The sequence below is a fragment of the Mycolicibacterium lutetiense genome, from assembly GCF_017876775.1.
Taxonomy (GTDB): Bacteria; Actinomycetota; Actinomycetes; order Mycobacteriales; family Mycobacteriaceae; genus Mycobacterium; species Mycobacterium lutetiense.
In genome coordinates this window covers 3,192,417-3,218,671 of sequence record NZ_JAGIOP010000002.1, presented here as the reverse complement: position 1 = coordinate 3,218,671, position 26,255 = coordinate 3,192,417, and the positions used below count along the sequence as shown (strand labels likewise).

The following is a 26,255-nucleotide window of genomic DNA, read 5'->3' as shown; positions in this document are numbered from 1 at the left end:
CTGGATCGCGCGAGTACAAGGGGGTCACCCGTTGTAGGGCGGAGCCTGCGGACCCCGACCCTGGCTGACGGCATAGTTCATGGCGTTGTGGACTGCGGAGCGCAGGCCCTGGTACGTCGCGACCTCGCGGTCGAGTTGCCGCTGGAACTCAGCGCGTAGGTCTTTGGCTCGCTGCTTCCCCGTGGGGCCCTTCTTCATACCTACGTACAGGGATTTGGAACCCACGTTTCCAATCAGTTGCTCGCATCTGTCTGCCTCAGCAGCCAACTCTCCGTAAGGCGCCACCCAAAGCCGGTCCCCCGGCCAGCGCGCCCAGAACGCTGACGAATGGGTATACAACTCGGCGAGCTTCCTATACGTCGCCTTTGTGCTCAGCCAATCGACGCCAAAGAAGAAGACCGCACTGCCGATCACGGCCACCAGTCCGGTAACGAAGGACGCGATGGAACCGTGAAGGAAGGAAATGAACAACCCGAGATCGAAATCGGCGAGTGTTGTCAAACGGAATCACGTCCAATGGCGGCCTGTTGGTCTCTGGCAGCTGCCACGTTCATTCCCTCCACCACAGTGGCTGTCCAGTGACGCACGGCGGCAATATCATTGAACGTTTCCTCGCTGCCAGGACTGTCGAGGTTGTAGCCCTCCAGCAGGAGGGTCAGCTGCCAACACCGTTGCGCTTCCTTGTCCAACTCGACGTACGGTGCGAGAACCAGCTGTTCCTGAGGCCAGCGGGCGCGGAATTCGGCCGATTCCTTCTCAAGGCGTCGCCGGTAGGCCCGCGGCCGATTCTTGTTGAACCACCGAAAGCTCCACCATGTGGCCAGGATCATCAGTCCCACCAACGTCGATACGCCGATCGCACGGACCAACGCTTCTTCAGGAGTGTCCGGCCAGGTACGTATGGCGAGCGGTACAAACCCTCCCCCCAGAACCAGCATCATCGCAGTGTAGTCAGGGCGCATCGTCCAAACCGCCCACCGGCAGTGGGCGGCGCACCAACGCCCAAAAATCGGTGCGCTGACACCCGTGACCGCGTTGATAAAGTTGTGCGGCAATGGAGATAGGGGGCCAATGAGCAAGCTGGAGCAGGCCAAGAAGGTCATCGAGATCGGCTTCGCTGGAAAAGGTCTTTCTGAACACTGGCGAGCGAGAAACGCTACGGATGACGGGGACGCGTTTCTAGCCCGGGCGGGTCTCGGAACAGACGCCGTCGGTGGCGCCCAGATGATCGGTGAGTTTGCTCTTGAAAAAGGCAAGGGCATTTCCACCGGTTTCGGTTCCTACAATGCGGCGGGCAAAATGAAGGGTATTGGTACACCCATCATCGGCGCAGCTCTCTTGGCCATCAATGGGATGCAATTGGCGTGCGGGGTCGAAGAACCCGAAACTGGCGACCGGTTCGCGAGCGGCGCTCGCAATTTCACGGCGATCGCGGACGGACTGAAGCAGCTAACGCCTACCGAGCAGTGGTATGGCGGTGGATCGGATTCTTACACCGACCAGAATGAGCGACAGCAGGAACGTGCGGCGAGGATGAGCAAGATCGACACTAGCGTCCAAGAAATAATCGCCAACGAGGCGCAACAGATCAAGCGCACACGCATGGTCCTCGAGATGACCGCAATGTCACTGACCATCTGTATCCCCGTAGCGATTGTTATCGGGAAAATTCCGCCGACAGGCCCGGCTAACCAGATGGCGTTCGAGATAGGTGCAGTCGCAGGAATGCTGCCGATCGCACAAACAGCGACGACGGCAATGTTTGGTCTAGCGGCGCAAAATGCGATGAAATTTGTGCAAGCCGCTGGTGATTACCGAGAAGTCGCGGCAGGTGCCAAGCCCTCTGGAGCACCGCCAGCATTCATGTCGCCGCCGGGCGGAAACACAACTTCGAAGCCGTGGTCTCCGTCCGGAGGCTCGGCGACAGGTACTGGGACGGGGTCAATCGATGTCTGATGGCACACTGGGAGTAACCACAGCACATGTTCGAGGCTTGTCCGACGGTCAGAGCAGGGCAAAGGCGGCTATCGAGCTGACGGCCTCAGTCACCGACGGGGTCAGCGCCTCCATGGTCATAAACCACGGTCCGATTTGTGCGGCGAGTATCGCCGCCCTGGAGGCTGCAAACATGGTGCGAGATGGCGCATGCGCGGCAATGGCGACCGTCTCGCAGGATCTGGCGGAGAAGATGACTGTCGCTGCCTCCCAATACGATCAGACGGACTATCAGGCCGCCGCAGACATTGACAAGGAGATGCATCCTCGGTGAGGGTCACCGACGGATTGTCGGTCGGCAGGCCGCGATGGGGTAGGACTGACAAGTGACGCCTAACAGTTCTGACGACTGGGACGCCGACGGCCTCGACGCGCTCGACATCCATATCCCCGAATTCGACGACGATGCATCAGGACTCGACGCTGTCCCGGATTACTCGGCGGACTGCGCCGATCATGGCGATGATCGCGGCGTAGGTCTCGACGCGGTTAATGACTACGCCAACTACGAAGTCGAAGAGGACGAGGAGGACGGCTTCGGTCCTATCGATGGCGAAGCTGAGCCCGAAGACCAAGAGGAGATCCCGGTGGTGCAAGCCATCAACCCGCCGGGCACCGTAACGGTCACGGCTTACCTCGACGGCTCCGTCGCCCAGGTGGACCTGGATCCGAGGGTGACCATGCTGGCCGAGGCTGAGTTGGCTGACGAAATCCGTTTCGTGGCAGGGGTGGCCGCCAAGCGCGCAACAGCGGTAATGCACATCGGGGTGGTGGACATGCTCGTCGAGCAGGGTATGGACTTCCACGAAGCTCGGGCCTTCGTCGAGACGAATATGCCGTACGCGACTCCGGAGCAGGCCGGCGAGGCTGAACTCGCGCTCATCGCGCGGCACGCAGACCGGTAGGCCCTACGAGTCCAAATCCTGCTCCACCAACCCGGACACGGTCGCCAACGCCTCGGCGTCGTCAGATTCCACGGTCACCTGAGCACCCTTGCCCGCCCCCAGCGTCATGATCATCAGCGCCGAGCCCGCGTCGACCGGCTCGCCGCCGTCGATGGACAGGGTGACCGGCACCCCGGCGGTCACCACCGCATCGGCGATCAATGCGGCCGGCCGCGCGTGTAGTCCGATGGCCGAGCCGACAGCGACAGTCCTGCTGGGCATATATCTCTCCTTGAAACGGCGGCGCCGATTGCTGCGGGCACGGCAATCGCATTTGTAACCTGTGCCGTATGACCTCGACAACTCCGGCCACGCCGCCGGTTGTTCTGCGCGGGGTTCCGGTGGTTCCGGGTGTGCAGTACGCACCCGTGATCCGGGTCAGCACGCTTCCGGAGATTCAGGTTCCTGCCGGCGATACCGACGAGGCAGACCGGCCGGCCGAGGCGGGGCGGTTCGCGGCGGCGGTGACGGCAGTCGCCACCCGGCTCAGGGACCGGGCCGCCCACGCCACGGGTGCCGCCTCGGAAGTCCTGGCCGCCACCGCGACGCTGGCCCAGGACCGGGCCTGGCTGGGGGCCGCCGACAAACGCATCGCCGCGGGTACCCCGGCGGTTCGCGCCGTGACCGAGGCCGTCGATCAGTTCGTGGACCTGTTCACGCAGCTCGGCGGGCTGATGGCCGAGCGTGTCACCGACCTACGCGATATCCGCGACCGGGTCATCGCCGAACTGTCCGGACTGCCCGAACCGGGTGTGCCGCTACCGGAAGTCCCGTCGATCTTGTGTGCCGAGGACTTGGCGCCGGCCGATACCGCAGGCCTGGACCCGCAGTTAGTCGTCGGTCTGGCCACCACGCTGGGCGGGCCGACGAGCCACACCGCGATCATCGCGCGCCAGCTCGGCATCCCGTGCGTCGTGGCGATCAGTGGGCTCGGCGCCGTCGCCGCCGGCGCCATGGTTCTGCTCGACGGCACCGCGGGCACCCTGACCGCCGACCCCGACGCCTCGGCCGCCGCGGACGCCATGGCTGCCGCCCAAAAAGACGCTCTCGCTGCCCGGCGGTGGACCGGCCCGGGTGCGACGGCAGACGGTCACGCCGTCGCGATCCTGGCCAACGTGCAGGACGGTGCGGCCGCCAGAGCTGCCCGCGACACCCCAGCTGAGGGCGTCGGGCTGTTCCGCACCGAGCTGTGCTTTCTCGACCGCGACATCGAGCCGACCGTCGAGGAACAGGCCAAGATCTACGGCGAGGTGCTCGACGCGTTCGCCGGCGCCAAGGTGGTGGTGGTGCGCACCCTCGATGCGGGCTCGGACAAGCCGCTGAAGTTCGCGGGCCACCCCGACGAGGCCAACCCGGCACTCGGCGTGCGTGGTATCCGCATCGCCGAGGGCAATCCCGGCCTGCTGGACCGCCAACTCGAATCGATCGGCGCGGCTGCCGAGACAACCGGCAACCCGCCATGGGTGATGGCCCCCATGATCGCCACCGCTGCCGAGGCGAAAAGCTTTGCCGCCAAAGCACGTTCGCACGGACTCACCCCTGGCGTAATGATCGAGGTGCCGGCCGCGGCGCTCTTGGCCGACAAGATCCTGGAACACGTCGACTTCCTGTCGATCGGCACCAACGACCTCGCGCAGTACACGATGGCCGCCGATCGGATGTCGGCTGACCTGGCCGCCCTCACCGATCCGTGGCAGCCGGCGGTGCTGGTGCTGGTGGAGATGGCGGCCCGGGCCGGGGCGGCGGTGGGCAAGCCGGTCGGGGTGTGTGGCGAGGCGGCCGCCGATCCGCTGCTGGCCGCGGTGCTGGTCGGACTCGGGGTGACGTCGTTGTCGATGGCGCCGGCGGCCGCCTCCGCAGTGGGCGCGAAGCTCGCGCAGGTGACGTTGGAGCAGTGCCGCGCCGCCGCCGAGGCGGTGCTCGGCACGGCGACAGCTGCGGAGGCCCGCGAGGCTGCGCTGGCCCGCCTCTGACGGTGAGCACACCCCACGGGAATAATCGGACCGCAGTCCGGTTATAGCGGGTATCAGATCGACATACCCAGGAGGTGGGAGATGCCAGCTATTACCGCAGACACCTTGACCTTGCCCCGCATCGCGGCAGCTCAGGCGTCGGACACCGAGCGCCCGGTCCGCTCCATCACGAGCGGCCCCCGTGGATTCGAGGGTGAGGGATTCCCCGTCGTGCGCGCATTCGCCGGAGTGAGCGACGCCGACCTCGACCCGTTCGTCCACATGGATCAGATGGGTGAGGTGGAATACCAGCCCGGCGAACCGCGGGGTACCGATTGGCACCCGCACCGCGGATTCGAGACCGTCACCTACATGATCGACGGCCGCTTCGCCCACCAGGATTCGCATGGTGGTGGTGGCCTGATCACCGACGGCGCCACTCAGTGGATGACCGCCGGATCGGGCATCCTGCACATCGAGACCCCGCCGGCCGAACTGGTCGAAAGCGGTGGCACCTTCCACGGTGTCCAGCTGTGGGTGAACCTGCCCAAGAAGGACAAGTTCGCCACCCCGCGCTATCAGGCCATCGAGGGCCCCGACGCCAAGCTGCTGTCCTCGCAAGACGGCGGAGCCTTGGTCCGGATCATCGCCGGCGAGGTCGAGAGCGAAGACGGACCAGGACGCGGTCCTGGAACGACGCACACCCCGATCACCTTGGCGCACGCCACGATCGAACCGGGCGCGCAGCTCAACCTGCCGTGGAACCGCGACTTCAACGCACTGGTGTACGTACTGAGCGGACGCGGCAGCGTCGGACCGTTGGGCCACCCGATCCATCAGGGACAGCTCGCGGTGCTCGGCCCCGGTGACCGGATCACGGTGTCGGCCGAGGGAACTCAGGAATCGCACCGGCCCGCGATGGAGGTTCTGTTGCTGGGCGGCCAGCCGATTCGGGAGCCGGTCTTCCACTACGGCCCGTTCGTGATGAACTCGAAGTCCGAGCTCATCCAGGCGCTGGAGGATTACCAGGCGGGCAAGTTCGGCCAGATCCCGCCGAATGCGCTGATGCCGCACCGTCCCCTGAACTGATCGGGGGCTAACCGACCGATTCGGCGGGCTGGGGGTAGAGCAACTCCAGCTCGCCGAGGTGTGCGGCGGCCGTCACCAACGGCAGGGCCGCGGAGACGGCCAGGTCGGTTCCACCTGCCTCGGCCCGCAACGACATCACGAAACTCTCCCCGATCGGCACCAACACCGAAGTGGTGTCGGCACCGGTGAGCCGGGCGCAGATGGCCCCGGCGTGCTCCTCGATCACCGCCCGGGTGCTGGGGTAGACACCCAGCGGCGGCGGTACGACGTCGGCGATCAGCTCGGCGGCGGCCCGCACCCGGTTGGCCCGGTTGGCCGCGCGCACCACCGGTGCACGTTGGTCGGTCGGCCCACCGTTTTCCGAAAGATATTGACGGACAGCATCATCGAGGGTTCGCGAGGCCGAAAGTCCGTCGTGACTCAGGGCGATGACGCGGTCCGTGGCCTCCTCGGAGGCGCCGCGGGTCACCCGCAGCACAGCCGCGTTGAGGAACTGTGCGCCCACTCCGCGGGCCTGATCGATGGCCTTCGACACCGACGCCGTCGCACCCCGCGGCCACAACAGCAGTGACATCACAATCCCCACCAGTGCGCCGAGCACGACATCCTCGACCCGGATCAGCCCCACCCGCCAACCGGTCGGCACGATCAGGTTGAAGTTGATCAGCACCATCATGGTGAAGGCGGCCTGCCCGGCGATGAACGAGCCGACCTCGGGCACGTACGCCGAGCCGAATGCCACGAGCGGCAACAGGATCCACAAGATCACGGGGTCCACCCCGACGAACTCGATGAGCACCGCGCCCAGCACGAACCCGATCGCGGTGCCGGCCACCGCCCGCAGCACGCGTGTCCCGGTGGTCAGGGCGCTGCTGCGGAGCACCGACATCGCGCCCAGCACCACCCAGAATCCGTGCTGCACCGGGAACAGATGCGTGACGGCCACCGCGACGGCCAGTCCCAGGGCGGTCCGCAGGCTGTTGCGCAGCACCACCGCGCGGGTGGCCACCAGGCCCTTGGCGATTGCGGCGACAGCCAGCGTCTCGGGCATCACCCAGTCGGCGGCACCGGTTTCGGGTAGCCGCCGGCCCAGCACCCGGGCCCACACCGGCCGCGCATCGGCCAGTGCGGCGTTGCCGATCACCCGACCGGTGACGGCGATGGTGGCCGAGATGGTGCGCCGGATCAGCAGTCCGCGGCCGAGGTCGACCGCGGCTGCGTCCTCTGCCGTGCCCAGGATCGCAATGATGTCGTCGCGGTAGCCGCCCTGGGCCACCGTGCGCTGTTCGGCCAGTACTGCGCGCAGGTCGGCTCCGCGCGCGGCACGCTCGCCCCGATCGCTGGTCCGCAGCAGCGCGGCGCTGTCGCGCAGGACGCGCACTGCGGGGTCGCGCATTTCGCCGAGCAGTTCCCCGGTGTCGTCGCTGACCTGGTCGCAGATCCAGCCCAGGTCGTCGACGACGCGCACCAGCGCGCGGCTGCCCGCGGTGAGCCCGACGGGCCGGTAGTCGACCCCGAGAAAGCTTTCGTAGAGCGCGTTCATCGCGCGGGTGACCTCGCGGGCCGAGGCCCGGCCTTCGAGCCGGTCGGCCAGTAGCCGGCAGACGCGGGCCGAGTAGCGGCGCAGCTCGTCGTGGTGGCGGGGCCGGAACAGGAACAGTGCGGCAGGCACGCAGATCACCAGCGCGATCAGCCAGCCCAGCAGCCGGTCGGGGATGGGGCCGACGGGTGTGCACAGCGGCAGCACGAACAGCAGCAGGGTGGCGCGCTGTCCCGCGGCGACGATCTCGCTGAGCACGCCGGAGAACGTCACCACCATGCCGACGACGAACATCGCGGCCACACTCAGCCAGGGATATGGGGCCAGCACCGTGCCCAGCACGATCAACACCACGCCGTTGACGGCCAGGCCGCCGTACGCCAGGGCCCGGGCCGGCCGGTTGCCGGGGAAATCTGCGGTGATGAGCAGGGAGACCGCGCCGAAGATGGCGAACAGCGGCGTCTGGGAATCACCGCCAACGGCGAAGCCGACCGCGGCGGCGACGGGCAGGACGATGCCGGCCCGCAGCGCGCGGCGCAGCGCGTCGTATTCCGGGTCCCTGGCGCGTAGCGAGTCACCAAGGCGGTCAGCTGCCCGGTGCCAGATCTCGGCCGGGGTCAGCATGTTCGCCGATGTTAGACCGGTTGGTCCGATCCGGCGGCCGGAGAGAACCGGCCCGATTCCAGCGCGTCGCGCATTTGCGAGGTGATCCACTCAAGGGCCTCGGTGTCACGAGGCAGGGTGCTCTGTTCGAATCCGACGGTCAAGTACACGCCCCAGGCCGCGAAGTACCGGGCGTTGTGCTCATCGCCGATGATCTCCAGCGCCGATTCGTAAAGGATGTCGAAGCGCAATTGATCGACCTCGGCTTGCACCCGGTGGACATCGGGGTCCAGCGAGCTCCAGACCCGGATGGCGGCCTCGGCACTGTGCGGCAGGGCCAGCGTCTCACTGATCAGGGTCTCGATCCGGTGGTGCGGATCGTGATCGGCACGTACCGCCTCGACCACCCGCAGGGTGCGGGCCTCGCGCCAGTGCGCGATCAGTTCCCGGGTGTAGGCCGCCCAGTTGGGGAAGTAGTGATAGAACGACCCGGTTGTCACGCCCAGCCGGTTGCACACCTCGGCCAGTTTGAGCCCGCCGTACCCGAGCTCGGACAACACATCCAGACCCGTTTCGAAGTACGACTCCCGTGAAACAACCCCCGCCATGGAGGACAACGCTAGTTCGTCGTCACTTTTCGGGCACGGTGGGGCTTTGCTGGTCAGCCGCATTTAACGGCTCTTCCGACTTGATGGGGGTCTGGTGTGACCGATTGGGTTCGTGTCGGTGACTGATTGAGGGCTCGCGCCCTTGTCAACTGGGTGTTCTCTACGCATCCAGAGCAAAGGCGCGAGCATGTCTGACAATAGTGGTTCCCTGCTGCTTGGACTCGACGGCATCACCGTGGAGTCCGTGCAAGTCGATGACGGCGATGTCCGCATCGTTGAGGTGGGCACAGCGCTCGAGTGGGTCGGGATCTGCCCGGACTGCCGAACCAGATCGTCGCGGTCGAGGGGTTGGGTCACGACTCGGCCCCGGGACATCAAGATCGGTGCGGACCGGCCGCTGATCATGTGGCGAAAGCGGAAATGGTTGTGCACCAACACCTCCTGCGAACGCAGGTCATTCACTGAGTCGACGCCGTCGATCCCGCCGCGGGCTCGGGTGACGGTGCGAGCCAAGGCGGAGATGGCCCTGGCGGTCCTCGACGACGACCGCTCGGTCAAGGCCGTCGCCGCCGCGTATGGCTGTAGCTGGAACACCTGCCATGACGCGGTGATCGCCACCGCGGATCCGGTCCTGGCCGGTGAACCGCCCCCGGTGCGGGTGCTGGGCATCGATGAGACCCGCCGCGGGAAGGCCAAGTGGGAGACCTGCCCGGAGACCGGGGCCCGGGCGTGGGTGGACCGCTGGGACAGCGGCCTGGTCGACATCACCGGCGCCGGCGGGTTGCTGGTCCAGGTCAACGGGCGTGCCGCGCGGCCGGTGACCGACTGGCTGACCCAGCGCGAGCAGGCGTGGAGGGACGGGATCGAGTTCGTCGCGATCGACATGTCGGGGGCCTACGCCAAGGCCGCCCGCGAGGCGTTGCCGCACGCGAAGCTGATCGTGGATCGCTTTCATCTCGTGAAGAAGGCCAACGAGATGGTCGATCGGGTTCGCCGCCGCGTCACCCAGACCTACCGCGGACGCCGCGGGCACAAGAGCGATCCGGAGTGGATCAACCGCCGCCGGCTGCTGCGCGCCGCCGAACGGCTGACCGACGATCAACGCCACACGCTGTTCGAGAAACTGACCTGCGCAGACCCCAACGGGGACATCGCGGCGGCCTGGATCGCCAAGGAACTGCTGCGAGATGTGCTGGCCTGCACCGACCGTGGCGGTCTGCGCTACGAGATCGGCGACGCGCTGTACCGGTTCTACACGTTCTGCGCGGCGTGCTCGGTACCCGAGATCGTCAAGCTCGCCGAAACCATCTCCGCGTGGCAGGAACCGATGATCCTGGCCATCACCACCGGGCTGTCCAACGCCCGCAGCGAGGGCTACAACAGAATCGTCAAACACGTCGGCCGAATCGCGTTCGGATTCAGAACACCGGACAACCAACGCCGCCGCGTACGGTGGGCCTGCACCCGCCAATCACGGCGAGCGCCATCCAGAACCAGGCTCCGCCCCTGCTAAGTCGGAAGAGCCCATTTAACGCACGCAAACCTGACGCCAACGGGACTCCCGGGTGACGTGTGGCACAATTTGGGTGTGGCCCACACAGCGAGCCGAGGACCGGGACGCCCGCCCGCAGCAAAGGCGGCGGAGACTCGTGAACGCATTGTGCGTGCTGCCCGTGAAGTTTTCAGCGAACTTGGCTACGACGCAGCTACGTTTCAGGCAATCGCGATTCGCGCCGACCTGACCCGTCCGGCCATCAACCACTACTTCAGTAGCAAACGTGTTCTGTACCGCGATGTCGTCGAGCAGACCAACGCCAAGGTGATCGCCTCCGGCATTGCCAAGGCCCGGGAGGCCACCACCCTGCTGAACCGGATTTCGACGTTTTTCGCCGCGGCGATGGATGCCGAGTCCACCGACCGGTCGGCGGCGGCGTTTCTGGTGACCTCGGTGCTGGAAGCGCAGCGCCATCCCGAGCTGGTCTCCGAGGAGCACGACGCATTGCGTAGCTCGCGCGAGTTCGTCAAGTGGGCGGTCGACGAGGCGATCGCGGGCGGCGAGTTGAGCACCGACACCGACATCCCGGCGATCGTGGAGATGCTGGTGGCGGTGATGTGGGGGATGGGCTTTTACGCCGGTTACGTGGGGCAGCGTGACGAGGTCGCGGTCATCGTCGACAAGTTCGAACTGCTGATGGCGAACAAGCTCTGGCAGTTGCGCGATTGACGCGGCGGTGCCGTGAGGTGCCCCACATATCCGTATAGCTTGGCTAAGTTCTTCGGTAGCATGGATCAGCAAATGACTGATCTGAGTGACATACGGCCCGGACGAGTCGACGGCGACAGTTGGGACATCACCGAGAGCGTCGGAGCGACGGCGCTGGGGGTGGCCGCCTCCCGTGCTGCTGAGACGGCGCAACCCGAACCCCTGGTTCGTGACGAGTTCGCCTTCCTTCTCGTGACGGCCGCCGGTCCGGGGTGGGCACAGTTGGCCAGCAGCGAACCGCACTGGATCGGTGACGATCCGGCGGCACACCGCATCCACGACATGGCCCGCAACTACCAGGCCGTACGCACCCACTACTTCGACGACTACTTCACCGAGGTCACCCACGACGGCATCCGTCAGATCGTGATCCTGGCCGCCGGCCTGGACTCGCGGGCGTTCCGGCTGGACTGGCCGGCCGGCACCACGGTCTACGAGATCGATCAGCCCAAGGTGCTGCACTACAAGACCGAGACGTTGCAGGCGCACGGGGCGCTGGCCCGGGCACAGCACGTCCCGGTGCCGATCGACCTGCGCGAGGACTGGCCGGCAGCCCTGATCGAGGCAGGCTTCGATCCTGAGCAGCCCACCGCGTGGCTGGCCGAGGGGCTGCTGCCGTACCTGCCCGCCGACGCCCAGGACCGGCTGTTCGAACTCGTCGGCGCACACAGCGCACCCGGCAGTCGCATTGCGGTCGAGGACTTCGTGATGGACCCGGCTCGGTACACCCCGGAGAAGCGCGCTGCCCGCCGGGCCCGCGGCGAGCGCATGCGTGCCTCGCTGGGGCTCGACATCGACGTCGACGCACTGATGTACACCGGTGACGAGCGGGTCGGCGCCGCCGAGTGGCTCGCCGCGCACGGCTGGGAGGTCGACGCTGTAGCCAGCGCCGACGAGATGGCCCGGTTGGGCCGCGCAGCCGATGCCGACGAACTTGCTGAAATCGGTTTGGACAGCGTGCTGTTGCGCGCCCGATTGGACGGAGAAACCCGATGAGCTCACTGCGTAGCCACGACGACACCTGGGACATCGCCACCAGCGTGGGGTCGACGGCCGTGATGGTCGCCGCCGCCCGGGCCGGGGAGACTGGACGCGAGAACCCACTGATCCGTGACCCATACGCGGCGATCCTGGTGGCCGGTGCCGGAACCGGCTTCTGGGAAACCCTGCTCGACCAGGACGTGGTCGCCAAGATCGAGGCGGTCGACGCCGAGGCCGCCAAGATCTTCGAGCACATGGGCAGCTATCAGGCGGTGCGCACGCACTTCTTCGACGAGTACTTCACCGCTGCGGCCGACGCCGGTATTCGTCAGATCGTGATCCTGGCCTCGGGCCTGGATTCCCGGGCGTACCGGATCGAGTTGCCGGCCGGCACCACGGTGTTCGAGATCGACCAGCCCAAGGTGCTGCAGTACAAGGCCGAAACCCTGGCCGCCCACGGTGCGCAGCCGTCCGCGCAGCGGCGTGAGGTGGCGATCGACCTGCGTCAGGATTGGCCGAAGGCGTTGCGGGAAGCGGGCTTTGACGATGCGCAGCCGACCGCGTGGCTGGCCGAGGGCCTGCTTATGTACCTGCCTGCCGATGCCCAGGATCGACTGTTCGACCTGGTTACCGAGTTGTCCGCCCCGGGAAGCCGGATCGCGGCCGAGACCGCCGGGGTGACCGCGAGCGAGCGTCGCGAAGAGATGCGCGAGCGTTTCGAACGCTTCGCCGCGCAGTTCAACATGGAGCAGGCGCTGAACATCCAGGACCTGATCTACGAGGATCCCGACCGCGCCGATGTTGCGGAGTGGCTGGGTTCTCACGGTTGGAACGCCGACGGTGTGCACTCGCTCGACGAGATGCGCCGCCTGGGCCGTTACGTCGAGATCGAGCACGACGACAATCGGGCTTTCTCCATGTTCGTGACTGCCGAAAAGCTCTGAACCCGACCTCCGACATAACGAAAGGGGCGCCCCGATTATGGGGCGCCCCTTTCGTTTTCGTTGCGGATCAGCGGTTCGACGTCGCCTTGGTGCGATTTACGTTGGAGTGCTTGACGGTGGTGTCGACCTGAGGAGCAGTCGCCTTCTGGTGCATCTGATGCACCCAGAGGTGATGGTCGACGCCGGCCGAGGCGGGTGCGGACAGCCCCAGAAGGGCGGTGGCCACTCCGCTCACGAGCACTGCGGGAATTCCGAACTTTTTCATTTATTTCAATCCTGTTTGGTAACACATTCCGCTTTGGATCAACCGCCGGACCTGGGGGTTTATTCCTGTTGACCGCTCGCTTCCGCGGTGACGGTGGTCACCGACTCCGACTCAGTGGCTCTGGTGCACCGTGGTGTCGACGTGCGGCACGGTCACGTGCGGACCGATCTGATTCAGCCAGTCATGGTGGGACACATCGGCGGAAGCCGGGCCGGCCAGGCCCAGAACTGCGGCGGCCAGGCCGCCGGCGACAACTGTGCTCATCCCAGCCCTAATTCCGAACTTCTTCATTTCCTCTGCCTCTTCCCAACTCGTTGCTTTCCTGATTGGTTCAACTAAAGGGGAGGGTCGTTGATTTCCGGATCGGCGACGTTGGCGGCAATTGACTGCCGGATGGCAGAAACACGTCAGCCACGCCCCGAATGAGCGCTAACCGACCCGGTTAACCGGGAGTTATCCGCCCGCCGTATACAGGAGGGGAGCTGAGCCGTTTCCCGGCCCGTTATCGAGGAGGAATCCCCATGCCAGGAGTGCAGGATCGCGTTGTCGTCGTCACCGGTGCCGGTGGAGGTCTGGGCCGTGAATACGCCCTGACGCTCGCACGCGAGGGCGCCAGCGTCGTCGTCAATGACCTGGGCGGTGCCCGTGACGGGTCCGGGGCCGGACACAACATGGCCGACGAGGTCGTGGCCGAGATCAAGGCCGCCGGTGGCCGTGCCGTCGCCAACTACGACAGTGTCGCCGAGTCCGAGGGCGCCGAGAACATCATCAAGACCGCGATCGACGAGTTCGGCAAGGTCGACGGCGTGGTCTCCAACGCGGGCATCCTGCGTGACGGCACGTTCCACAAGATGACGTTCGAGCAGTGGGACGCCGTGCTGAAGGTGCACCTCTACGGTGGCTACAACGTCATCCGCGCCGCCTGGCCGCACTTCCGTGAGCAGAGCTTCGGCCGCGTCGTCGTCGCCACCTCCACCAGTGGCCTGTTCGGCAACTTCGGTCAGGCCAACTACGGTGCCGCCAAGCTCGGCCTGGTCGGTCTGATCAACACGCTGGCCCAGGAAGGCGCCAAGTACAACATCAAGACCAACGCGGTCGCCCCGATCGCCGCGACCCGCATGACGCAGGACATCCTGCCGCCCGAGGTGTTCGAGAAGCTCACGCCCGAGTACGTTGCGCCGGTGGTGGCCTACCTGATGACCGAGGAACTGCCCGACACCGATTCGGTGTTCATCGTCGGTGGCGGCAAGGTGCAGCGCACCGCGCTGTTCCAGAACGACGGCGTCACCTTCACCGAGGTGCCTTCGGTCGATGACATCGCCGCCAAGTGGGGCGAGATCACCGATCTGTCCGCCGCTCAGCAGGCCAGCTTCAAGCTCGGCTGAAATTCGTGAAGGCGCTTGTAGCGCGGGCTCTTACCGGTACGTCCGGGCTGGCGTACGTCGATGTGGATGATCCAGTGTCCAAGGACATGGTGATCATCGACGTCGGCGCCGCCGGTGTCTGCTTCCCCGATCTGCTGTTGTTGCGCGGCGAGTACCAGCTGCGGCTGGAACCGCCGTTCACCCCCGGTATGGAGGTGGCCGGAACGGTGCGCTCGGCGCCCGAGGGTTCGGGATTCACTGCGGGCCAGCGGGTGTCGGCGATGACAATGCTCGGCGGGTATGCCGAGCAGGTGGCGGCCCTGCCGGCCAATGTGATTCCCACCGCCGACGGTCTCGACGACGGCCAGGCGGCATCGCTGCTGGGCAACTACTACACGATGCAGTTCGCACTGGCCCGCCGCGGCGGGCTGCTGCCGGGGGAGACCGTCCTGGTTCTCGGCGCGGCCGGCGGCATCGGCGCCGCGTCGATCCAGCTGGCGAAGGCCATGGGCGCCAAGGTCATTGCGATGGTGCACCGGTCCGGGGCCGAGGATTTCGTCTCGTCACTGGGTGCCGATGTGGTGCTGCCGCTGACCGAAGGCTGGCGCCAGGCGGTAATGGACGCCACCGGAGGTGAAGGTGTCGATCTGGTCGTGGACCCGATCGGCGGTGAGGCCTTCGACGACGCCATCCGGGTTCTCGCGCCCGAGGGTCGGCTTCTGGTTATCGGATTCGCTGCGGGCGGCGGAATCCCGACGGTCAAGGTGAATCGGCTGTTGCTGCGCAACGTCAGCGTGGTCGGTGTCGGTTGGGGCGAGTTCGTGCGTCGCAGCCCGGCCGCTCAGGCCCAGGTCGGGGCCGAGCTGAACAAGCTGGTGGCCGGCGGGCTGCGTCCGCCGCCACCGGTACGGTTCCCGCTGTCCGAGGGTGCGGCCGCGCTTGATGCGCTGGCCAATGGGCAGGTGCGCGGGAAGCTCGTCCTGGAGCCATAAATGAGGGCCCTGGCTTTCGATGTGTTCGGTACCGTCGTCGACTGGCGGTCCAGCATCATCGGCGAGCTGGAAGCCTTCGGGAAAAGCCGCGGGCTGCAACGGGATTGGCCGGCCTTTGCTGACAGTTGGCGGGCCGGCTATGTCCCGGCGATGGACCGGGTGCGCCGCGGTGAGCTGCCCTGGACCAGGATCGACGATCTGCATCGCGCGATCCTGGTCTCGCTGCTCGAGCAGGCCGGGGTCGAGGCTGGCTCTGCCGAGATCGACCACCTCAACCGGGCCTGGCACCGGCTGGCCCCGTGGCCGGACTCGGTGGCCGGGCTGCGCCGGCTCAAGCAGCGCTACCTCATCACGACGTTGTCGAACGGCAACGTCTCACTGCTCACCAACATGGCCAAACATGCCGGGCTGCCCTGGGATTGCGTCGTCTCGGCAGAGCTGTTCCGGCACTACAAGCCCGACCCTGAGGCCTATCAGGGCTGTGCCGACCTGCTCGGCATCGCACCCGAAGAACTGACTCTGGTTGCGGCCCATCCGTCCGACCTGCGGGCCGCCCGCGCCGCTGGACTCGGGACCGCGTACGTGGCCCGGCCACTGGAGTACGGCCCGGATAGGACTCAGCACGACGTCACAGCGGAGGGTTTCGACATCATCGCGACGGATTTTGTCGACCTCGCCGACCAACTTGGTGCGTAGCGTAGGGGTGTGGACACCGCATCGAGCCAGGCACTGCGCAAGGCACTGGATCTCCTGATCGATCCGCCGGCGGAGCCGGACGTCAGCAAGGGGTATCTCGACCTGTTGGGCGACGGCAGTGACGCCCCGAAGAACGCGGGTCTCATCCAGAAGGTGTGGGCGTCCCCGGTCGGGTCGATGCTCTACGACAACGCTCAGGCCCTCGGCCGCAAACTGATGACAGCGTGGCAGGAGCCCACCGAATGGCTGGACATCCCGCCCGGCGGACTCGCGCTCGATGTGGGCAGCGGTCCGGGCAATGTGACGGCCGCTGGCACGGTCGGCCGGGCTGGACGGGTTCGCGTTCGGTGTGGACATCTCCGAGCCGATGTTGGCCCGCGCAGTCGAGGCCGAAGCGGGTCGCCAGGTCGGCTTCCTGCGCGCCGACGCCCAGAAACTCCCGTTCCGGGACGGTATCTTCGATGCGGTGACGTCGATTGCCGTGTTGCAGTTGATCCCCGACGCGGAGGCGGCGCTGGCCGAGATGGTGCGGGTGCTGCGTCCCGGCGGGCGGATGGCGATCATGGTGCCCACGGCGACGAGTCGGGGGCCCGCGCAGCTGTTGTCGAGGGGCGGTGCGCGGTTCTTCGCCGAAGATGAGCTCGCCGACCGGTTCGAGGGGCTGGGTCTGGAACGGGTGCGGTCCAAGACCATGGGCACCATGCAGTGGGTGCGCGGGCAGAAACCGTGAGCACCCTCGGCGTTGTTCTTGTCGCATTGGTGATCGCCGTCGGACTTATCGGGATCGTGCTGCCCGTCCTGCCCGGCGGCGGATTGCTCGTCTTCGCCGCGATCGCGGTGTGGTCGATCTGGGAGGTCAAGGCCGGTACGGACGCCACTGTCGGTTGGGTGACGCTCGGGGTCGCGGCGGTGTTCTTCGTGATGGCCGAGGTGATCAAGTACGCCTGGCCGGTACGACGAATGCGGGCGGCCGAGGTGGGGTTCTGGAGCCTGGCGGCTGGTGGGGTGCTCGGCCTGATCGGCTTCTTCGTCATTCCGGTGATCGGACTGGTGATCGGCTTCGTCGCGGGTGTGTACCTGGCTGAACTGGCGTCACGCCGCGACTACCGGCGGGCCTGGGCATCAACTGTCCACGCGCTCAAGGGAGTTGCGTTGTCAGTGGGCGTCGAGCTGACGGGTGCGCTGCTGGCCACCATCACCTGGGTGGTGGGTCTGGTGATCGCGTCGTGACGCAGTGGACCCTGGGCCCCGACTCCGGCGAACTGCTGCTGCGTACGGGTGTCACGGGCAGCGCGTCCCGGATGGGGCATCGGTTGACCATCGCCATGCGCGCGTGGCACGCAACCGTGGAGTGGGACGGCGAGGTGCCGTCGGGGATCGAGATGACGGTTGACCTCGACTCCCTCGACGTGCTGCGGGGTGAGGGCGGTATGACTCCGTTGTCAGGGGCCGAGAAGATTCTGATTCGATCCAATGCCTTGAAGACATTGCGCGCGAAGAAGTTTCCGCAGGCCCAATTCCGATCCACATCGATCGAACGCTCCGGTTCCGCGGTACGGATCGTGGGGCTTCTCGACCTTGCCGGCCGCACCGCTGAGCAGACCGTCGAGGTCGAGGTTTCCGACGAGTCCCTGCTCGGCACGGCTGTTGTGCGGCACAGCGATTTCGGCATCAAGCCGTACTCGATGCTGATGGGCGCGATGAAGGTGGCCGACGAGGTCGGGGTGAGTCTGGCGGTGACCCGTCCGGCTTGAGGACGGCGAGTCACAGCCGCCTGGCGGCTAGCCGACCAGGTTGGCCCGCAGCGCGGAGAGTTCCGCGGCAGACACCCCCGACGCCTCGAGGAAACCTTGCACCGACCCGTACGCCGCGTCGAGTTTCTTCCACGCCGCGTCGAGGTACTCCTCCCGCACGCCGAGCACTTCGTCGGACAGTCGGGCCTCGGCGTAGGTGATGGCCTCGGCCGAATCTGCGCGGGCCCGTACCGACTCCATGATGCGCTCTCGCAGGGCAGCGACGGCATTGTTGCTGCGCAGGAAATCGGTGATCACCGCGTCGCGGTTGACCCCGACCGCGGTGAGCACGGTCGCCACGGTGAACCCGGTGCGGTCCTTACCCGCGAAGCAGTGCGCGATCACCGGGCGGTTCGCGCCGAGCAGCGAAATCACCTGCTGTACAGCGGTATGCGCCCCGGGCAGGCTCGGGAACTCCTCGTAGACCTCGGTCATGTAGCGGCGAGCCGACGCAGCGACATCCGCGTCGTCGCCCGACTCGGCCATCACCCGCTGAAACGTGGACTCGTGTGGCGCGTCCTGCTCGGAGTCGTCGCTCTGGTGGAACGGCAGCATGTGGACGGTGACACCGTCGGGCACCTGTCCCGGTCCGCGCCGCTCGATCTCCTGACGCGAGCGCAGATCGGCGACGTCGGTGATGCCAAGCCCCCGAAAAGCCACCCGTCCGTCGTCGGTGAGGCGGCTCAGCTCACTCGAGCGGTACAGCAGACCCGGCCGGATTCCGGTGATCTCGGCGACATCCCGAAAGTTCCACGCCCCCGACAGTTCTCCCAGTTCGGTGCCGTTGCTGGTCATTTCGCCGTCACCGCCGCTGCGAAAGGCGACTTTTCGCGGCCGAGTTCGGCTCGGGCGATGGTGCGCATGTGTACCTCGTCGGGCCCGTCGAACAGCCGCATCGCGCGGTGCCAGCCGTAGAGCCGGGCCAGCGGGACGTCGTCACAGACGCCGGCCGCGCCGTGCACCTGGATCGCGCGGTCGATGACATCGCAGGCGACCTGCGGGGCCACCGACTTGATCTGGGAGACCAGCACGTGGGCTGCCTTGTTGCCTTCCTGGTCGATCTTCCAGGCGGCCTTCTCGCACAGCAGCCGGGCCTGGTCGATCTCATTGCGGGACTTGGCAATCGATTCGCGTACCACACCCTGCTCGGCCAACGGCTTGCCGAACGCGATCCGCGTCTGCACGCGATCGATCATCAAAGCCAACGCCCGCTCGGCGGCACCGAGTGCGCGCATGCAGTGGTGGATGCGGCCCGGGCCCAGCCGGGCCTGGGCGATCGCGAAGCCGCTGCCCTCTTCGTGCAGCAGGTTCTCCGCGGGCACCCGGACGTTGTCGAACACGATCTCGCAGTGGCCGTGCTGGTCCTGCCAGCCGAACACCGGCAGTGACCGCTGGATGTGCACCCCGGGAGTATCGGCGGGCACCAGGATCATCGACTGCTGAGCGTGGGAGGCGGCGTCAGGGTTGGTCCGGCCCATCACGATGAGCAGCTTGCAACGCGGATCGGCCGCGCCGGTGATCCACCACTTGCGGCCGTTGATCACATAATCGGCGCCGTCGCGCAGCATCGTGGTCTCGATGTTGCGGGCATCCGAGGACGCGACGGCCGGCTCGGTCATCGCGAACGCGCTGCGGATCTCACCATTGAGGAGTGGCTCCAGCCACTGCTTGCTCTGCGCCTCATTTGCGAACAGGTGCAGGGTCTCCATGTTGCCGGTATCGGGTGCGGCACAGTTGAGCACCTCGGGGGCGATCTCCATGCTCCAGCCCGACAGCTCGGCCAGCGGCGCATACTCCAGGTTGGTCAACCCCGACTCCGACGGCAGGAACAGGTTCCACAGGCCCTGCTCACGCGCCTTGACCTTGAGCTCCTCCACGACCGGCGGAACCGTGTGGTCCTTGGGGCCCTTCTCCTCGCGATATGCGTGATACGACGCCTCGGCGGGGAACACGTTTTGCACCATGAAGTCGGAGAGCCGGGAGTGGTAATCAGCGGCCTTGGCCGACAGTGCGAAGTCCATGCCCGCCACGATAGCCACATGGTTAGACAGGTAGACAGGTGGTATGACCGGAACTCTCCCGCCCGTCCCGCCCGCGAGCCGCCCGCCGTTCCCGCCCTTCACTCTGGAAACAGCCCTGCAAAAGGTTCAGGCCGCCGAGGATGCGTGGAATACGCGTGACCCGCAGAAGGTCAGCCTGGCGTACACACCCGATTCGCAGTGGCGTAATCGAGACCAGCACGTCGTCGGGCGCGCGCAGATCGTGGAGTTCCTGACCGCCAAGTGGGAGCGTGAACTGGACTATGTACTGCGCAAGAGCCTGTGGGGCTTCCGGGGGAACCGGATGGCGGTGCGGTTCCAGTACGAATGCCACGACGCAGCGGGCCAGTGGTACCGCAGCTACGGAAATGAGTTGTGGGAGTTCACCCCCGAGGGTCTGATGTCCCGGCGGGAGGCCAGCATCAACGACGTCGCGATCGACGAGTCGCAGCGGCGTTACTTCGGCCCGCGCCCGGAGGCGGAGTACGGCCGCGATATCGAGCTCTGGTAGGTGCGCGGCTCGCCGCGCGCGGTGAGCGTCAAGGCCAACACCCCGGAGACCACGGCGAGGCCCATCACGGTGCCGGCCACCGCCGGCCAACCCGCGGAGTCGAAGGCCAGGCCGCCGACCCAGCCGATGACACTGGATCCCGCGTAATAGAAGAGGTTGTACAGCGAGGACGCCTGGGCCCTGCCGTCACCGGCAGCGGCGCCGACCCAGCCTGAGGCGATGGCGTGCGCGCCGAAGAACCCGGCGGTGGCGATCAGGAGCCCGATCAGCACCAGGAAGACATTGTCGGCCAGGGTGATCGCGACGCCGGCGATCATCGTGGCGATCGAGCCGAGCAGCACGGTTTTGCGGCCGATCCGGGTGGCTTCGGCGCCGGCCCGAGCCGAGGCCCAGGTGCCGGCCAGATACGCCAGGAACACCAAGCTGACCACGGTCTGCGGCAGGTTGAACGGCGCGGCCATCAACCGGAAACCAAGAAAGTTGTACATCGCCACGAACCCGCCCATCAGCAGGAAGCCCTGGCTGTAGAGCACGAGCTGACGCGGTGAGCGCAGGTTCTCGGCCAGTCGACGGCCCAGGTTGCGGGTGCGGGCCGGGGTGAAGCCCCGCGCAGGTGGGGCGAGTTTGACGAACGCGAACGCCGACAGGCCGCACAGCGCCGCGACCACGAGCACGCCGACGCGCCATCCGGCGAACTCGGCGATCGGTCCGGTGACCAGGCGGCCGGCCAGCCCGCCGATGGTGGTGCCTGCGACGTAGGTGCCTGCCGCGCGGGCGGCGTGCCCGGCGTCGATCTCCTCGGTGAGATACGCGATTGCCACGGCGGGCACCCCGCCCAGCATCAGCCCTTCGAGGAACCGGCCGGACAGCAGGAGCGCAGCCCCCGGCGCCAGGGGCACGATCAAGCCGAGAATCGTTGCCGCGGTAATGGATATCGTCATGGCCTGGACGCGGCCGATGCGGTCGGCCAGGGCCGACCACGGGATCACGCCCAACGCCAGGCCGACGGTGGCCGCCGAGATGATCAGTGCGGCGTGGGCGGCGCCGGTGCCCATGTCCTGGGCGATCAGCGGGAGTACGGCCTGCGGGGAGTACAACTGCGCGAAGGTGGCGACCCCGGCGCAGAACAATGCGGCCAGCAGTCGCCGGTACTCGGTCGAGCCACGGGAATGTCCCTGCCAGTCAACGGAGGTCAGGGAGGAGGACACTCAGCCGACGGTAGGACTCCGGCCAAGATGTGTCCAATGCATGACTTTAGTCAAGCTCATGAACATTTTGCATGATGAACTCGGCCAGACGCGCCGCGGCGGGCGGCAGCGGGCGGTCGGCGTTCCAGGTCAGCCCGATCTGGCGTTTGGCCGAACTTTCCGACAGCGGCACGTACGCGGCGCCCGGTTCGGCGCGTTCGGGCCGGGGCACCGGGACGACCGCGACGCCGAAACCCGCGGCCACCAGCCCCTCCATGGTCGGGATCTCCATGGCCTCGAACACCACCGGCGGCGAGATACCGGCCTCGGCACACAGTTCGTCGGTGAGCTGACGCAACCCGAAGTCGGGTGCCAGAGCGACGAAGGGCTCGGCTCCGGCGTCGGCCAGCCGGATCTTGGATCGGCGAGCGAACCGGTGCTCGCGCGGCACTGCCAGGCACAACCGTTCCATGTACAGCCCGCGCCAGCGGTATCCGTCCGGCCGCGGCGAGGTGATCGCCAGGTCGGCCTCGCCGCCGGCCAGGCGTTCGACGATCTCGTGGGCCGCGCCCTGGAACAGCTCGAAGCGCACCAGCGGGGCCTCGGTCCGGAACCGGCGCAACAGATCCGGCACGTACCAGCCGGCCTGCGAATGCAGGAAGGCCAGCCGCACCGTCCCGGTATCGGGATCACGCAACTCGGCAATTCTGTCGGTAGCCGAACGGATTTCACTGATACTGCGGCGGGCGTGCTCCAACAGTATGTGCCCGTAGGCGTTGAGCCGAAGCCGCCGGTTCACCCGATCGAACAGCGGAACCCCCACCTGCTCCTCGAGCCGGGCCAGTGCACGCGACAGGGTGGGCTGGCTGATGCCGAGTTCGGCTGCGGCGTCGGTGACGTGCTCGGTTTCGGCGAGCACGACGAACCACTGCAGCTCGTCCAGATGCATACCGCCGACTCTAAACGCGCTGATCACCGACCCGCGCTGTGCCATGCTGTGGCGCATGGCCGAAAAGGTGCGGGTGGTCGTGGGTGATGACCATCCGATGTTTCGCGAGGGTGTGGTGCGTGCCTTGACCTCCAGCGGCGAGATCGACGTGGTGGCCGAGGCCGACAACGGCGCCGACGCACTGGAATTGATCAGGACCCACCAGCCGGAGGTCGCCCTGCTGGATTACCGGATGCCACAACTCGACGGGGCCCAGGTGGCCGCCGCGGTCAGCCGTGACGAGTTGCCCACCCGGGTGTTGCTGGTCTCCGCGCATGACGAGTCCGCAATCGTGTACACCGCGCTGCAGCAGGGCGCGGCCGGATTCCTGTCCAAGGAGTCCACCCGCAGCGAGCTGGTGAACGCGGTGCTGTCCTGCGCCAAGGGCCGAGACGTACTCGACCCGAACCTGGCGGCTGGGCTGGCCGGCGAGATCCGTCGTCGCAATGAACCCGACGTCCCCGCGCTCAGCCCGCGCGAGCGCGAGGTGCTCAACCTGATCGCCAAGGGCCAGTCCATCCCGGCGATGGCCAAGGAGCTTTTCCTGGCCCCGTCGACGGTGAAGACCCATGTGCAACGCCTCTACGAGAAGCTGGGCGTGAGTGACCGGGGCGCGGCAGTCGCGGAGGCGATGCGCCGCCGGCTGCTGGACTGACATGGCAGGCGGGCGCGTCGTCGAGTTCTTCACCAACCAACCGGTCCGCGTCTCGGCGCTGCTGCGGCTTCCGCTGATCGGCCTGATCGTGGTGCTGGTCTCGGTGTGGGATGTCGACCACTGGTTGCCCGTCCTGTACGCGGTGATCCTGAGCGTGTACGCCGCCGTCGCGGTGCTCTGGCTGGTGGTGGTGTTCCGCGGGCCCATGCCGGGGTGGGCGGAGTGGGCCTCCACCGCAGTCGATGTGCTGGTGCTGGTCGCCTTGTGCGCGGTGTCGGGCGGGGCCACCGCGGCGCTGCTGCCGGTGTTCTTCCTGTTGCCCATCTCCGTTGCGTTCCAAGACCGTCCGTGGCTGACCGCGCTGCTCGGCGTCAGCACTGCACTGGGATACCTGGCGGTGTGGATCTTGTACTCCGAGCGCGACGACAACGTCGGTCTGCCCGACATCGTCTACATGCACGTGGGCTTTCTGGCCTGGCTGGCGGTGGCGTCGACCGCGCTGTCGTTTGTGCTGGCGCGCCGCTCGGCGCGGGTGCGGACGTTGATGGAGGTGCGCCGCCAGCTGGTGTCGGAATCCACCCGGGCCGACGACCTGCGCAATGCCGAGCTGGCCGAACATCTTCACGACGGGCCGTTGCAGACCCTGCTGGCCGCGCGCCTGGACCTCGATGAGATCCGCGAACGCATCGCAGATCCCGGCCTGGACCGGGTGCACGCGGCGTTGCAGGAGACCGCGGTCGGACTGCGTTCCACGGTCACTGCGCTGCATCCCCAGGTATTGGCTCAGTTGGGGCTCACCCCGGCCGTGCGGGAACTGTTGCGCCAGTACGAGACCCGTCCCGATCTGACCGTGCGGGCGGATCTGGAGGACGTCGGGCGCCCCGTTGGGCAGGCACTGCTGTACCGCGCAGCCCGTGAATTGCTGGCCAACATCAACAAACATGCCGGGGCGACCGCGATCTCGGTCGGTCTCTACCGTTCCGGGGAGCGCGTCGTGCTGACCGTGGCCGACAACGGTAGCGGATTCGATCCGTCGGCATTGGCCGCGGCCGTCGCCGAGGGGCACATCGGGCTGGCCTCGCTGCAGGTTCGTATCGATGCCATGGGCGGGTCGATGGCGATCAGCTCGGAGGCCGGGTTCGGCACCCAGGTCCGGGTCACGCTGTAGCCGCGGCTATTTCACGCAGGGAATACCGGAGACCTTCATCTGGCTCAGATCGGTGGGCGCCGCGGACTTGGTGCCGGTCGCGGTCGCGGCCACGGTCGTCACCGGGGTACTGGGCGTGGTCTCCTCCGTCGACTCACTGGTGGACTCCCACGTCGAATCCCAGGTCGAATCCGACTCGTCTGAGGACGTGCTCGAGGACGACTCGCTCGATCCGGTGAGGTACTCCTCGCCGGGAAAGTCGGTGCCGAGGGTCAGCTTTACCGTCCCCGCAGTCACCTCGGATGAAGGGGTGGCGATTACGCCCAGTTCGTCGGCCAGCGACTGGGCGGCCGCCTCGGCGCCGGTCCCGTAGCCGATGGTGGTGACGGCGGCCAGAGATTCGGCATCGCCGACCTGGCCCTCGGTGAATCCATTTGCAGCAAAAGTGATTTCGAGTTGCGCCGCGAGCCCCGTGTAGGTGGAGGCATTGATCACGTCGAGCACCGCACCATGGCCTTCGAGCACATGCGCCGGCGCGGTGGGTGCCGATGACGACGTGGCGTCATCCTTGGAGACGAGGTCATGCACGATCTTGCGGATCGTCGGCACATCCACGAGGTTGATGTCCTCGCCCAGCGAGTTCTGGCCGAACTCCTTGATCGGCAGGGTGTAGAGCGTCGGCGGCTCGCCGGTCAGTGCCGAGGCGCGGCTGGCGAAGTTGGCCAGGTCGAAGCCGGAATCGAGCGCGACGTTCTGCTTGGTGACATTGAGCAGATCGCGCAGCATGGTGGGACTGGAGAGGGCGCCGCTCTTACCCAGGGCCGACACCAGCGCAGCGATGAATGCCTGTTGGCGCCGGGTGCGGTCGAGGTCGGTGAAGTTCTCGTCGTTGACGTCGCGGCGCTGACGCACGAAGGCCATCGCCTGCGCGGCGTCGATCTGCTGCACACCCTGACGGAAGTCGGCCCCCGAGTAGGGGTCGGAGGTATCGGCGTTGAGACACACCGTGATCGGCGCCACGGCCTTGGCGATCTGGAAGAACGCGCCGAGCGTGACCTCGACGAAATGGTCGATGGGAATGCCGAGCAGGTTGCGCACGGTGGCGATCTGGGCCCGGCGTCCGGCCTCACGGGCCTGCTGCTCGTTCGCCGACGGGTCTTCGGACGACGAAGACTCCAAAGTTTCCATCTCGCGCTGATAGGCCCAGCCGTAGGCCTGCTTGACCTTGCCCTTGCACGGGTCGACGTCGCAGCCGGCCAGCTCGACGTAGTCGTCGCGGGGAATGGAGAACGCGGTGGCCGGGCCGCCGTCGCCGGGCAGATGCACCACGATGAGCACGTTGGCGTTGTAGCCGCCGACGGTTTCGTCACCGGCGTGCAAGGCCTCGTAGATGTCCTCGGGCAGCGGGTTGCCGTGCTGATCCAGCCTGCTGTCCAGCCCCATGATCAGGATGTTCTCGGTATCCCCGGCGGAGACCGGGCCGCCTTCCAGTGCGTTGGACGTGGTGATGCCGTCCAGCGCCCCGTGATAGGTCACCCAGCCGGCGCCCGTGCCGGCCAGCACCGCCACCGCTGTCAGGCCGACAGCGACGCGTCGGGCGGCGCGCACGCCCCGGTTCGGCATACGGTGCCGGGGGGCGGTGGCGGAGTGGGCGGGTGCAGTCATGGCACCTGCCATTATGAGGCCGTTCGCTGCACCG

General features: G+C 66.8%; 28 protein-coding genes and 2 pseudogenes. 18 read left to right on the top strand and 12 right to left on the bottom strand.

The annotated features are described in order from the left end of the window. Window positions 1-24: 24 nt before the first annotated feature. A complete protein-coding gene (locus JOF57_RS24750; RefSeq protein WP_209921375.1) occupies window positions 25-501 on the bottom strand; it encodes a hypothetical protein in 477 nt (158 codons plus the stop codon). Then, on the bottom strand, window positions 498-938 hold the full coding sequence (locus tag JOF57_RS24745) for a hypothetical protein (RefSeq protein ID WP_209921373.1): 441 nt from the start codon (window positions 936-938) through the stop codon (window positions 498-500). The genes JOF57_RS24750 and JOF57_RS24745 overlap by 4 nt, the downstream gene beginning before the upstream one ends. A gap of 133 nt (window positions 939-1,071) precedes the next feature. Between JOF57_RS24745 and JOF57_RS24740 the strand changes: the two genes are divergently transcribed. The 3 genes from JOF57_RS24740 to JOF57_RS24730 are packed head-to-tail and all read left to right on the top strand — an operon-like array spanning window position 1,072 to window position 2,900. Continuing rightward, window positions 1,072-1,956, top strand: coding sequence for an EspA/EspE family type VII secretion system effector (locus tag JOF57_RS24740; protein WP_209921370.1), 885 nt, complete (start codon window positions 1,072-1,074; stop codon window positions 1,954-1,956). Continuing rightward, the gene (locus tag JOF57_RS24735; protein WP_273544743.1) at window positions 1,949-2,269 is read left to right on the top strand and encodes an ESX-1 secretion-associated protein; all 321 of its coding nucleotides are present in this window, start codon (window positions 1,949-1,951) and stop codon (window positions 2,267-2,269) included. Before JOF57_RS24740 ends, JOF57_RS24735 begins: the two co-directional genes overlap by 8 nt. 52 nt (window positions 2,270-2,321) lie before the next feature. Next, window positions 2,322-2,900, top strand: a complete 579-nt coding sequence (locus tag JOF57_RS24730) for a hypothetical protein (RefSeq protein WP_209921356.1) — start codon at window positions 2,322-2,324, stop codon at window positions 2,898-2,900. Between the two features lie 3 nt (window positions 2,901-2,903). Here the strand turns inward: JOF57_RS24730 and JOF57_RS24725 are convergent, their stop codons facing one another. Next, the gene (locus JOF57_RS24725) at window positions 2,904-3,161 is read right to left on the bottom strand and encodes an HPr family phosphocarrier protein (protein ID WP_209921354.1); all 258 of its coding nucleotides are present in this window, start codon (window positions 3,159-3,161) and stop codon (window positions 2,904-2,906) included. 68 nt (window positions 3,162-3,229) lie between these two features. On the opposite strand from JOF57_RS24725, the gene ptsP reads away from it, so the two are divergent. Both ptsP and JOF57_RS24715 read left to right on the top strand, forming a co-directional pair. Next, window positions 3,230-4,912, top strand: coding sequence for a phosphoenolpyruvate--protein phosphotransferase (gene ptsP / locus JOF57_RS24720; RefSeq protein ID WP_209921352.1), 1,683 nt, complete (start codon window positions 3,230-3,232; stop codon window positions 4,910-4,912). 81 nt (window positions 4,913-4,993) lie between these two features. Then, window positions 4,994-5,980: a pirin family protein gene (locus JOF57_RS24715; protein ID WP_209921349.1), complete on the top strand. Its 987-nt coding sequence runs from the start codon at window positions 4,994-4,996 to the stop codon at window positions 5,978-5,980. A gap of 7 nt (window positions 5,981-5,987) precedes the next feature. On the opposite strand, the gene JOF57_RS24710 is transcribed toward JOF57_RS24715, so the two are convergent. Together JOF57_RS24710 and JOF57_RS24705 are read right to left on the bottom strand one after the other, a co-directional pair. Beyond that, window positions 5,988-8,144 carry an FUSC family protein gene (locus JOF57_RS24710; protein ID WP_209921346.1) on the bottom strand — a complete coding sequence of 719 codons (2,157 nt, stop codon included), beginning with the start codon at window positions 8,142-8,144 and terminating at the stop codon, window positions 5,988-5,990. Window positions 8,145-8,155: 11 nt separating this feature from the next. Then, window positions 8,156-8,731 carry a TetR/AcrR family transcriptional regulator gene (locus JOF57_RS24705; RefSeq protein WP_209921343.1) on the bottom strand — a complete coding sequence of 192 codons (576 nt, stop codon included), beginning with the start codon at window positions 8,729-8,731 and terminating at the stop codon, window positions 8,156-8,158. A 126-nt stretch (window positions 8,732-8,857) separates the two neighbouring features. Between JOF57_RS24705 and JOF57_RS24700 the strand changes: the two are divergent. The 4 genes and pseudogenes from JOF57_RS24700 to JOF57_RS24685 all read left to right on the top strand — a co-directional run bounded on the left by JOF57_RS24700 (window position 8,858) and on the right by JOF57_RS24685 (window position 12,919). Further along, window positions 8,858-10,244: pseudogene (locus JOF57_RS24700) on the top strand (ISL3 family transposase). A 75-nt stretch (window positions 10,245-10,319) separates the two neighbouring features. Then, on the top strand, window positions 10,320-10,955 hold the full coding sequence (locus JOF57_RS24695) for a TetR/AcrR family transcriptional regulator (RefSeq protein WP_209921340.1): 636 nt from the start codon (window positions 10,320-10,322) through the stop codon (window positions 10,953-10,955). A gap of 72 nt (window positions 10,956-11,027) precedes the next feature. Beyond that, window positions 11,028-11,990, top strand: coding sequence for an SAM-dependent methyltransferase (locus tag JOF57_RS24690; RefSeq protein ID WP_209921337.1), 963 nt, complete (start codon window positions 11,028-11,030; stop codon window positions 11,988-11,990). Next, window positions 11,987-12,919 carry a class I SAM-dependent methyltransferase gene (locus JOF57_RS24685; protein WP_209921334.1) on the top strand — a complete coding sequence of 311 codons (933 nt, stop codon included), beginning with the start codon at window positions 11,987-11,989 and terminating at the stop codon, window positions 12,917-12,919. Before JOF57_RS24690 ends, JOF57_RS24685 begins: the two co-directional genes overlap by 4 nt. Window positions 12,920-12,986: 67 nt before the next feature. Here JOF57_RS24685 and JOF57_RS24680 read toward each other — a convergent pair whose 3' ends face one another. Next, window positions 12,987-13,184: a hypothetical protein gene (locus tag JOF57_RS24680; protein WP_209921332.1), complete on the bottom strand. Its 198-nt coding sequence runs from the start codon at window positions 13,182-13,184 to the stop codon at window positions 12,987-12,989. A gap of 111 nt (window positions 13,185-13,295) precedes the next feature. Continuing rightward, complete coding sequence (locus tag JOF57_RS24675; protein WP_209921330.1) at window positions 13,296-13,475, bottom strand: hypothetical protein; 180 nt, start codon at window positions 13,473-13,475, stop codon at window positions 13,296-13,298. 230 nt (window positions 13,476-13,705) lie between these two features. Between JOF57_RS24675 and JOF57_RS24670 the strand changes: the two genes are divergently transcribed. The 6 genes and pseudogenes from JOF57_RS24670 to JOF57_RS24645 all read left to right on the top strand — a co-directional run bounded on the left by JOF57_RS24670 (window position 13,706) and on the right by JOF57_RS24645 (window position 17,990). Next, window positions 13,706-14,569, top strand: a complete 864-nt coding sequence (locus tag JOF57_RS24670) for an SDR family oxidoreductase (RefSeq protein ID WP_209921327.1) — start codon at window positions 13,706-13,708, stop codon at window positions 14,567-14,569. 5 nt (window positions 14,570-14,574) lie between these two features. Further along, the gene (locus tag JOF57_RS24665; protein WP_209921324.1) at window positions 14,575-15,540 is read left to right on the top strand and encodes an NADPH:quinone oxidoreductase family protein; all 966 of its coding nucleotides are present in this window, start codon (window positions 14,575-14,577) and stop codon (window positions 15,538-15,540) included. Then, window positions 15,541-16,236: a haloacid dehalogenase type II gene (locus JOF57_RS24660; protein ID WP_209921321.1), complete on the top strand. Its 696-nt coding sequence runs from the start codon at window positions 15,541-15,543 to the stop codon at window positions 16,234-16,236. 9 nt (window positions 16,237-16,245) lie between these two features. Beyond that, a pseudogene (locus tag JOF57_RS24655) lies at window positions 16,246-16,966 on the top strand (class I SAM-dependent methyltransferase). After that, window positions 16,963-17,466, top strand: coding sequence for a DUF456 domain-containing protein (locus JOF57_RS24650; protein ID WP_209921319.1), 504 nt, complete (start codon window positions 16,963-16,965; stop codon window positions 17,464-17,466). Before JOF57_RS24655 ends, JOF57_RS24650 begins: the two are co-directional and overlap by 4 nt. Continuing rightward, window positions 17,463-17,990 carry a YceI family protein gene (locus tag JOF57_RS24645; RefSeq protein ID WP_209921316.1) on the top strand — a complete coding sequence of 176 codons (528 nt, stop codon included), beginning with the start codon at window positions 17,463-17,465 and terminating at the stop codon, window positions 17,988-17,990. Before JOF57_RS24650 ends, JOF57_RS24645 begins: the two co-directional genes overlap by 4 nt. Before the next feature lie 27 nt (window positions 17,991-18,017). Here the strand turns inward: JOF57_RS24645 and JOF57_RS24640 are convergent, their stop codons facing one another. Together JOF57_RS24640 and JOF57_RS24635 are read right to left on the bottom strand one after the other, a co-directional pair. Continuing rightward, complete coding sequence (locus tag JOF57_RS24640) at window positions 18,018-18,824, bottom strand: tyrosine-protein phosphatase (RefSeq protein WP_209921303.1); 807 nt, start codon at window positions 18,822-18,824, stop codon at window positions 18,018-18,020. Next, window positions 18,821-20,050, bottom strand: coding sequence for an acyl-CoA dehydrogenase family protein (locus tag JOF57_RS24635; protein WP_209921301.1), 1,230 nt, complete (start codon window positions 20,048-20,050; stop codon window positions 18,821-18,823). Before JOF57_RS24635 ends, JOF57_RS24640 begins: the two co-directional genes overlap by 4 nt. Window positions 20,051-20,093: 43 nt before the next feature. On the opposite strand from JOF57_RS24635, the gene JOF57_RS24630 reads away from it, so the two are divergent. After that, complete coding sequence (locus JOF57_RS24630) at window positions 20,094-20,579, top strand: nuclear transport factor 2 family protein (RefSeq protein ID WP_209921298.1); 486 nt, start codon at window positions 20,094-20,096, stop codon at window positions 20,577-20,579. Here JOF57_RS24630 and JOF57_RS24625 read toward each other — a convergent pair. Both JOF57_RS24625 and JOF57_RS24620 read right to left on the bottom strand, forming a co-directional pair. Then, window positions 20,525-21,787 carry an MFS transporter gene (locus JOF57_RS24625; RefSeq protein ID WP_307870096.1) on the bottom strand — a complete coding sequence of 421 codons (1,263 nt, stop codon included), beginning with the start codon at window positions 21,785-21,787 and terminating at the stop codon, window positions 20,525-20,527. The genes JOF57_RS24630 and JOF57_RS24625 overlap by 55 nt on opposite strands. Before the next feature lie 46 nt (window positions 21,788-21,833). Then, a complete protein-coding gene (locus tag JOF57_RS24620; protein WP_209921296.1) occupies window positions 21,834-22,715 on the bottom strand; it encodes a LysR family transcriptional regulator in 882 nt (293 codons plus the stop codon). A gap of 55 nt (window positions 22,716-22,770) precedes the next feature. Between JOF57_RS24620 and JOF57_RS24615 the strand changes: the two genes are divergently transcribed. Together JOF57_RS24615 and JOF57_RS24610 are read left to right on the top strand one after the other, a co-directional pair. After that, window positions 22,771-23,409, top strand: coding sequence for a response regulator (locus JOF57_RS24615; RefSeq protein ID WP_234938240.1), 639 nt, complete (start codon window positions 22,771-22,773; stop codon window positions 23,407-23,409). A 1-nt stretch (window position 23,410) separates the two neighbouring features. Next, window positions 23,411-24,577 (top strand): sensor histidine kinase, encoded by a 1,167-nt coding sequence (locus JOF57_RS24610; protein WP_209921291.1) that lies wholly within the window; start codon window positions 23,411-23,413, stop codon window positions 24,575-24,577. 6 nt (window positions 24,578-24,583) lie between these two features. Here JOF57_RS24610 and JOF57_RS24605 read toward each other — a convergent pair whose 3' ends face one another. Next, window positions 24,584-26,221, bottom strand: coding sequence for an LCP family protein (locus JOF57_RS24605; RefSeq protein ID WP_209921289.1), 1,638 nt, complete (start codon window positions 26,219-26,221; stop codon window positions 24,584-24,586). Between the last annotated feature and the right edge of the window lie 34 nt (window positions 26,222-26,255).

Excerpts from the sequence above, each read along its gene's own strand:
- JOF57_RS24710 (WP_209921346.1), bottom strand. The coding sequence starts at position 8,144 with ATGCTGACCCCGGCCGAGATCTGGCACCGGGCAGCTGACCGCCTTGGT.
- JOF57_RS24745 (WP_209921373.1), bottom strand. The coding sequence starts at position 938 with ATGCTGGTTCTGGGGGGAGGGTTTGTACCGCTCGCCATACGTACCTGG.
- JOF57_RS24610 (WP_209921291.1), top strand. The coding sequence starts at position 23,411 with ATGGCAGGCGGGCGCGTCGTCGAGTTCTTCACCAACCAACCGGTCCGC.
- JOF57_RS24705 (WP_209921343.1), bottom strand. The coding sequence starts at position 8,731 with ATGGCGGGGGTTGTTTCACGGGAGTCGTACTTCGAAACGGGTCTGGAT.
- JOF57_RS24615 (WP_234938240.1), top strand. The coding sequence starts at position 22,771 with ATGGCCGAAAAGGTGCGGGTGGTCGTGGGTGATGACCATCCGATGTTT.
- JOF57_RS24680 (WP_209921332.1), bottom strand. The coding sequence starts at position 13,184 with ATGAAAAAGTTCGGAATTCCCGCAGTGCTCGTGAGCGGAGTGGCCACC.
- JOF57_RS24740 (WP_209921370.1), top strand. The coding sequence starts at position 1,072 with ATGAGCAAGCTGGAGCAGGCCAAGAAGGTCATCGAGATCGGCTTCGCT.
- JOF57_RS24675 (WP_209921330.1), bottom strand. The coding sequence starts at position 13,475 with ATGAAGAAGTTCGGAATTAGGGCTGGGATGAGCACAGTTGTCGCCGGC.
- JOF57_RS24735 (WP_273544743.1), top strand. The coding sequence starts at position 1,949 with ATGTCTGATGGCACACTGGGAGTAACCACAGCACATGTTCGAGGCTTG.
- JOF57_RS24660 (WP_209921321.1), top strand. The coding sequence starts at position 15,541 with ATGAGGGCCCTGGCTTTCGATGTGTTCGGTACCGTCGTCGACTGGCGG.
- JOF57_RS24630 (WP_209921298.1), top strand. The coding sequence starts at position 20,094 with ATGACCGGAACTCTCCCGCCCGTCCCGCCCGCGAGCCGCCCGCCGTTC.
- JOF57_RS24640 (WP_209921303.1), bottom strand. The coding sequence starts at position 18,824 with ATGACCAGCAACGGCACCGAACTGGGAGAACTGTCGGGGGCGTGGAAC.
- JOF57_RS24690 (WP_209921337.1), top strand. The coding sequence starts at position 11,028 with ATGACTGATCTGAGTGACATACGGCCCGGACGAGTCGACGGCGACAGT.
- ptsP (WP_209921352.1), top strand. The coding sequence starts at position 3,230 with ATGACCTCGACAACTCCGGCCACGCCGCCGGTTGTTCTGCGCGGGGTT.
- JOF57_RS24725 (WP_209921354.1), bottom strand. The coding sequence starts at position 3,161 with ATGCCCAGCAGGACTGTCGCTGTCGGCTCGGCCATCGGACTACACGCG.
- JOF57_RS24670 (WP_209921327.1), top strand. The coding sequence starts at position 13,706 with ATGCCAGGAGTGCAGGATCGCGTTGTCGTCGTCACCGGTGCCGGTGGA.
- JOF57_RS24685 (WP_209921334.1), top strand. The coding sequence starts at position 11,987 with ATGAGCTCACTGCGTAGCCACGACGACACCTGGGACATCGCCACCAGC.
- JOF57_RS24635 (WP_209921301.1), bottom strand. The coding sequence starts at position 20,050 with ATGGACTTCGCACTGTCGGCCAAGGCCGCTGATTACCACTCCCGGCTC.
- JOF57_RS24605 (WP_209921289.1), bottom strand. The coding sequence starts at position 26,221 with ATGACTGCACCCGCCCACTCCGCCACCGCCCCCCGGCACCGTATGCCG.
- JOF57_RS24715 (WP_209921349.1), top strand. The coding sequence starts at position 4,994 with ATGCCAGCTATTACCGCAGACACCTTGACCTTGCCCCGCATCGCGGCA.
- JOF57_RS24620 (WP_209921296.1), bottom strand. The coding sequence starts at position 22,715 with ATGCATCTGGACGAGCTGCAGTGGTTCGTCGTGCTCGCCGAAACCGAG.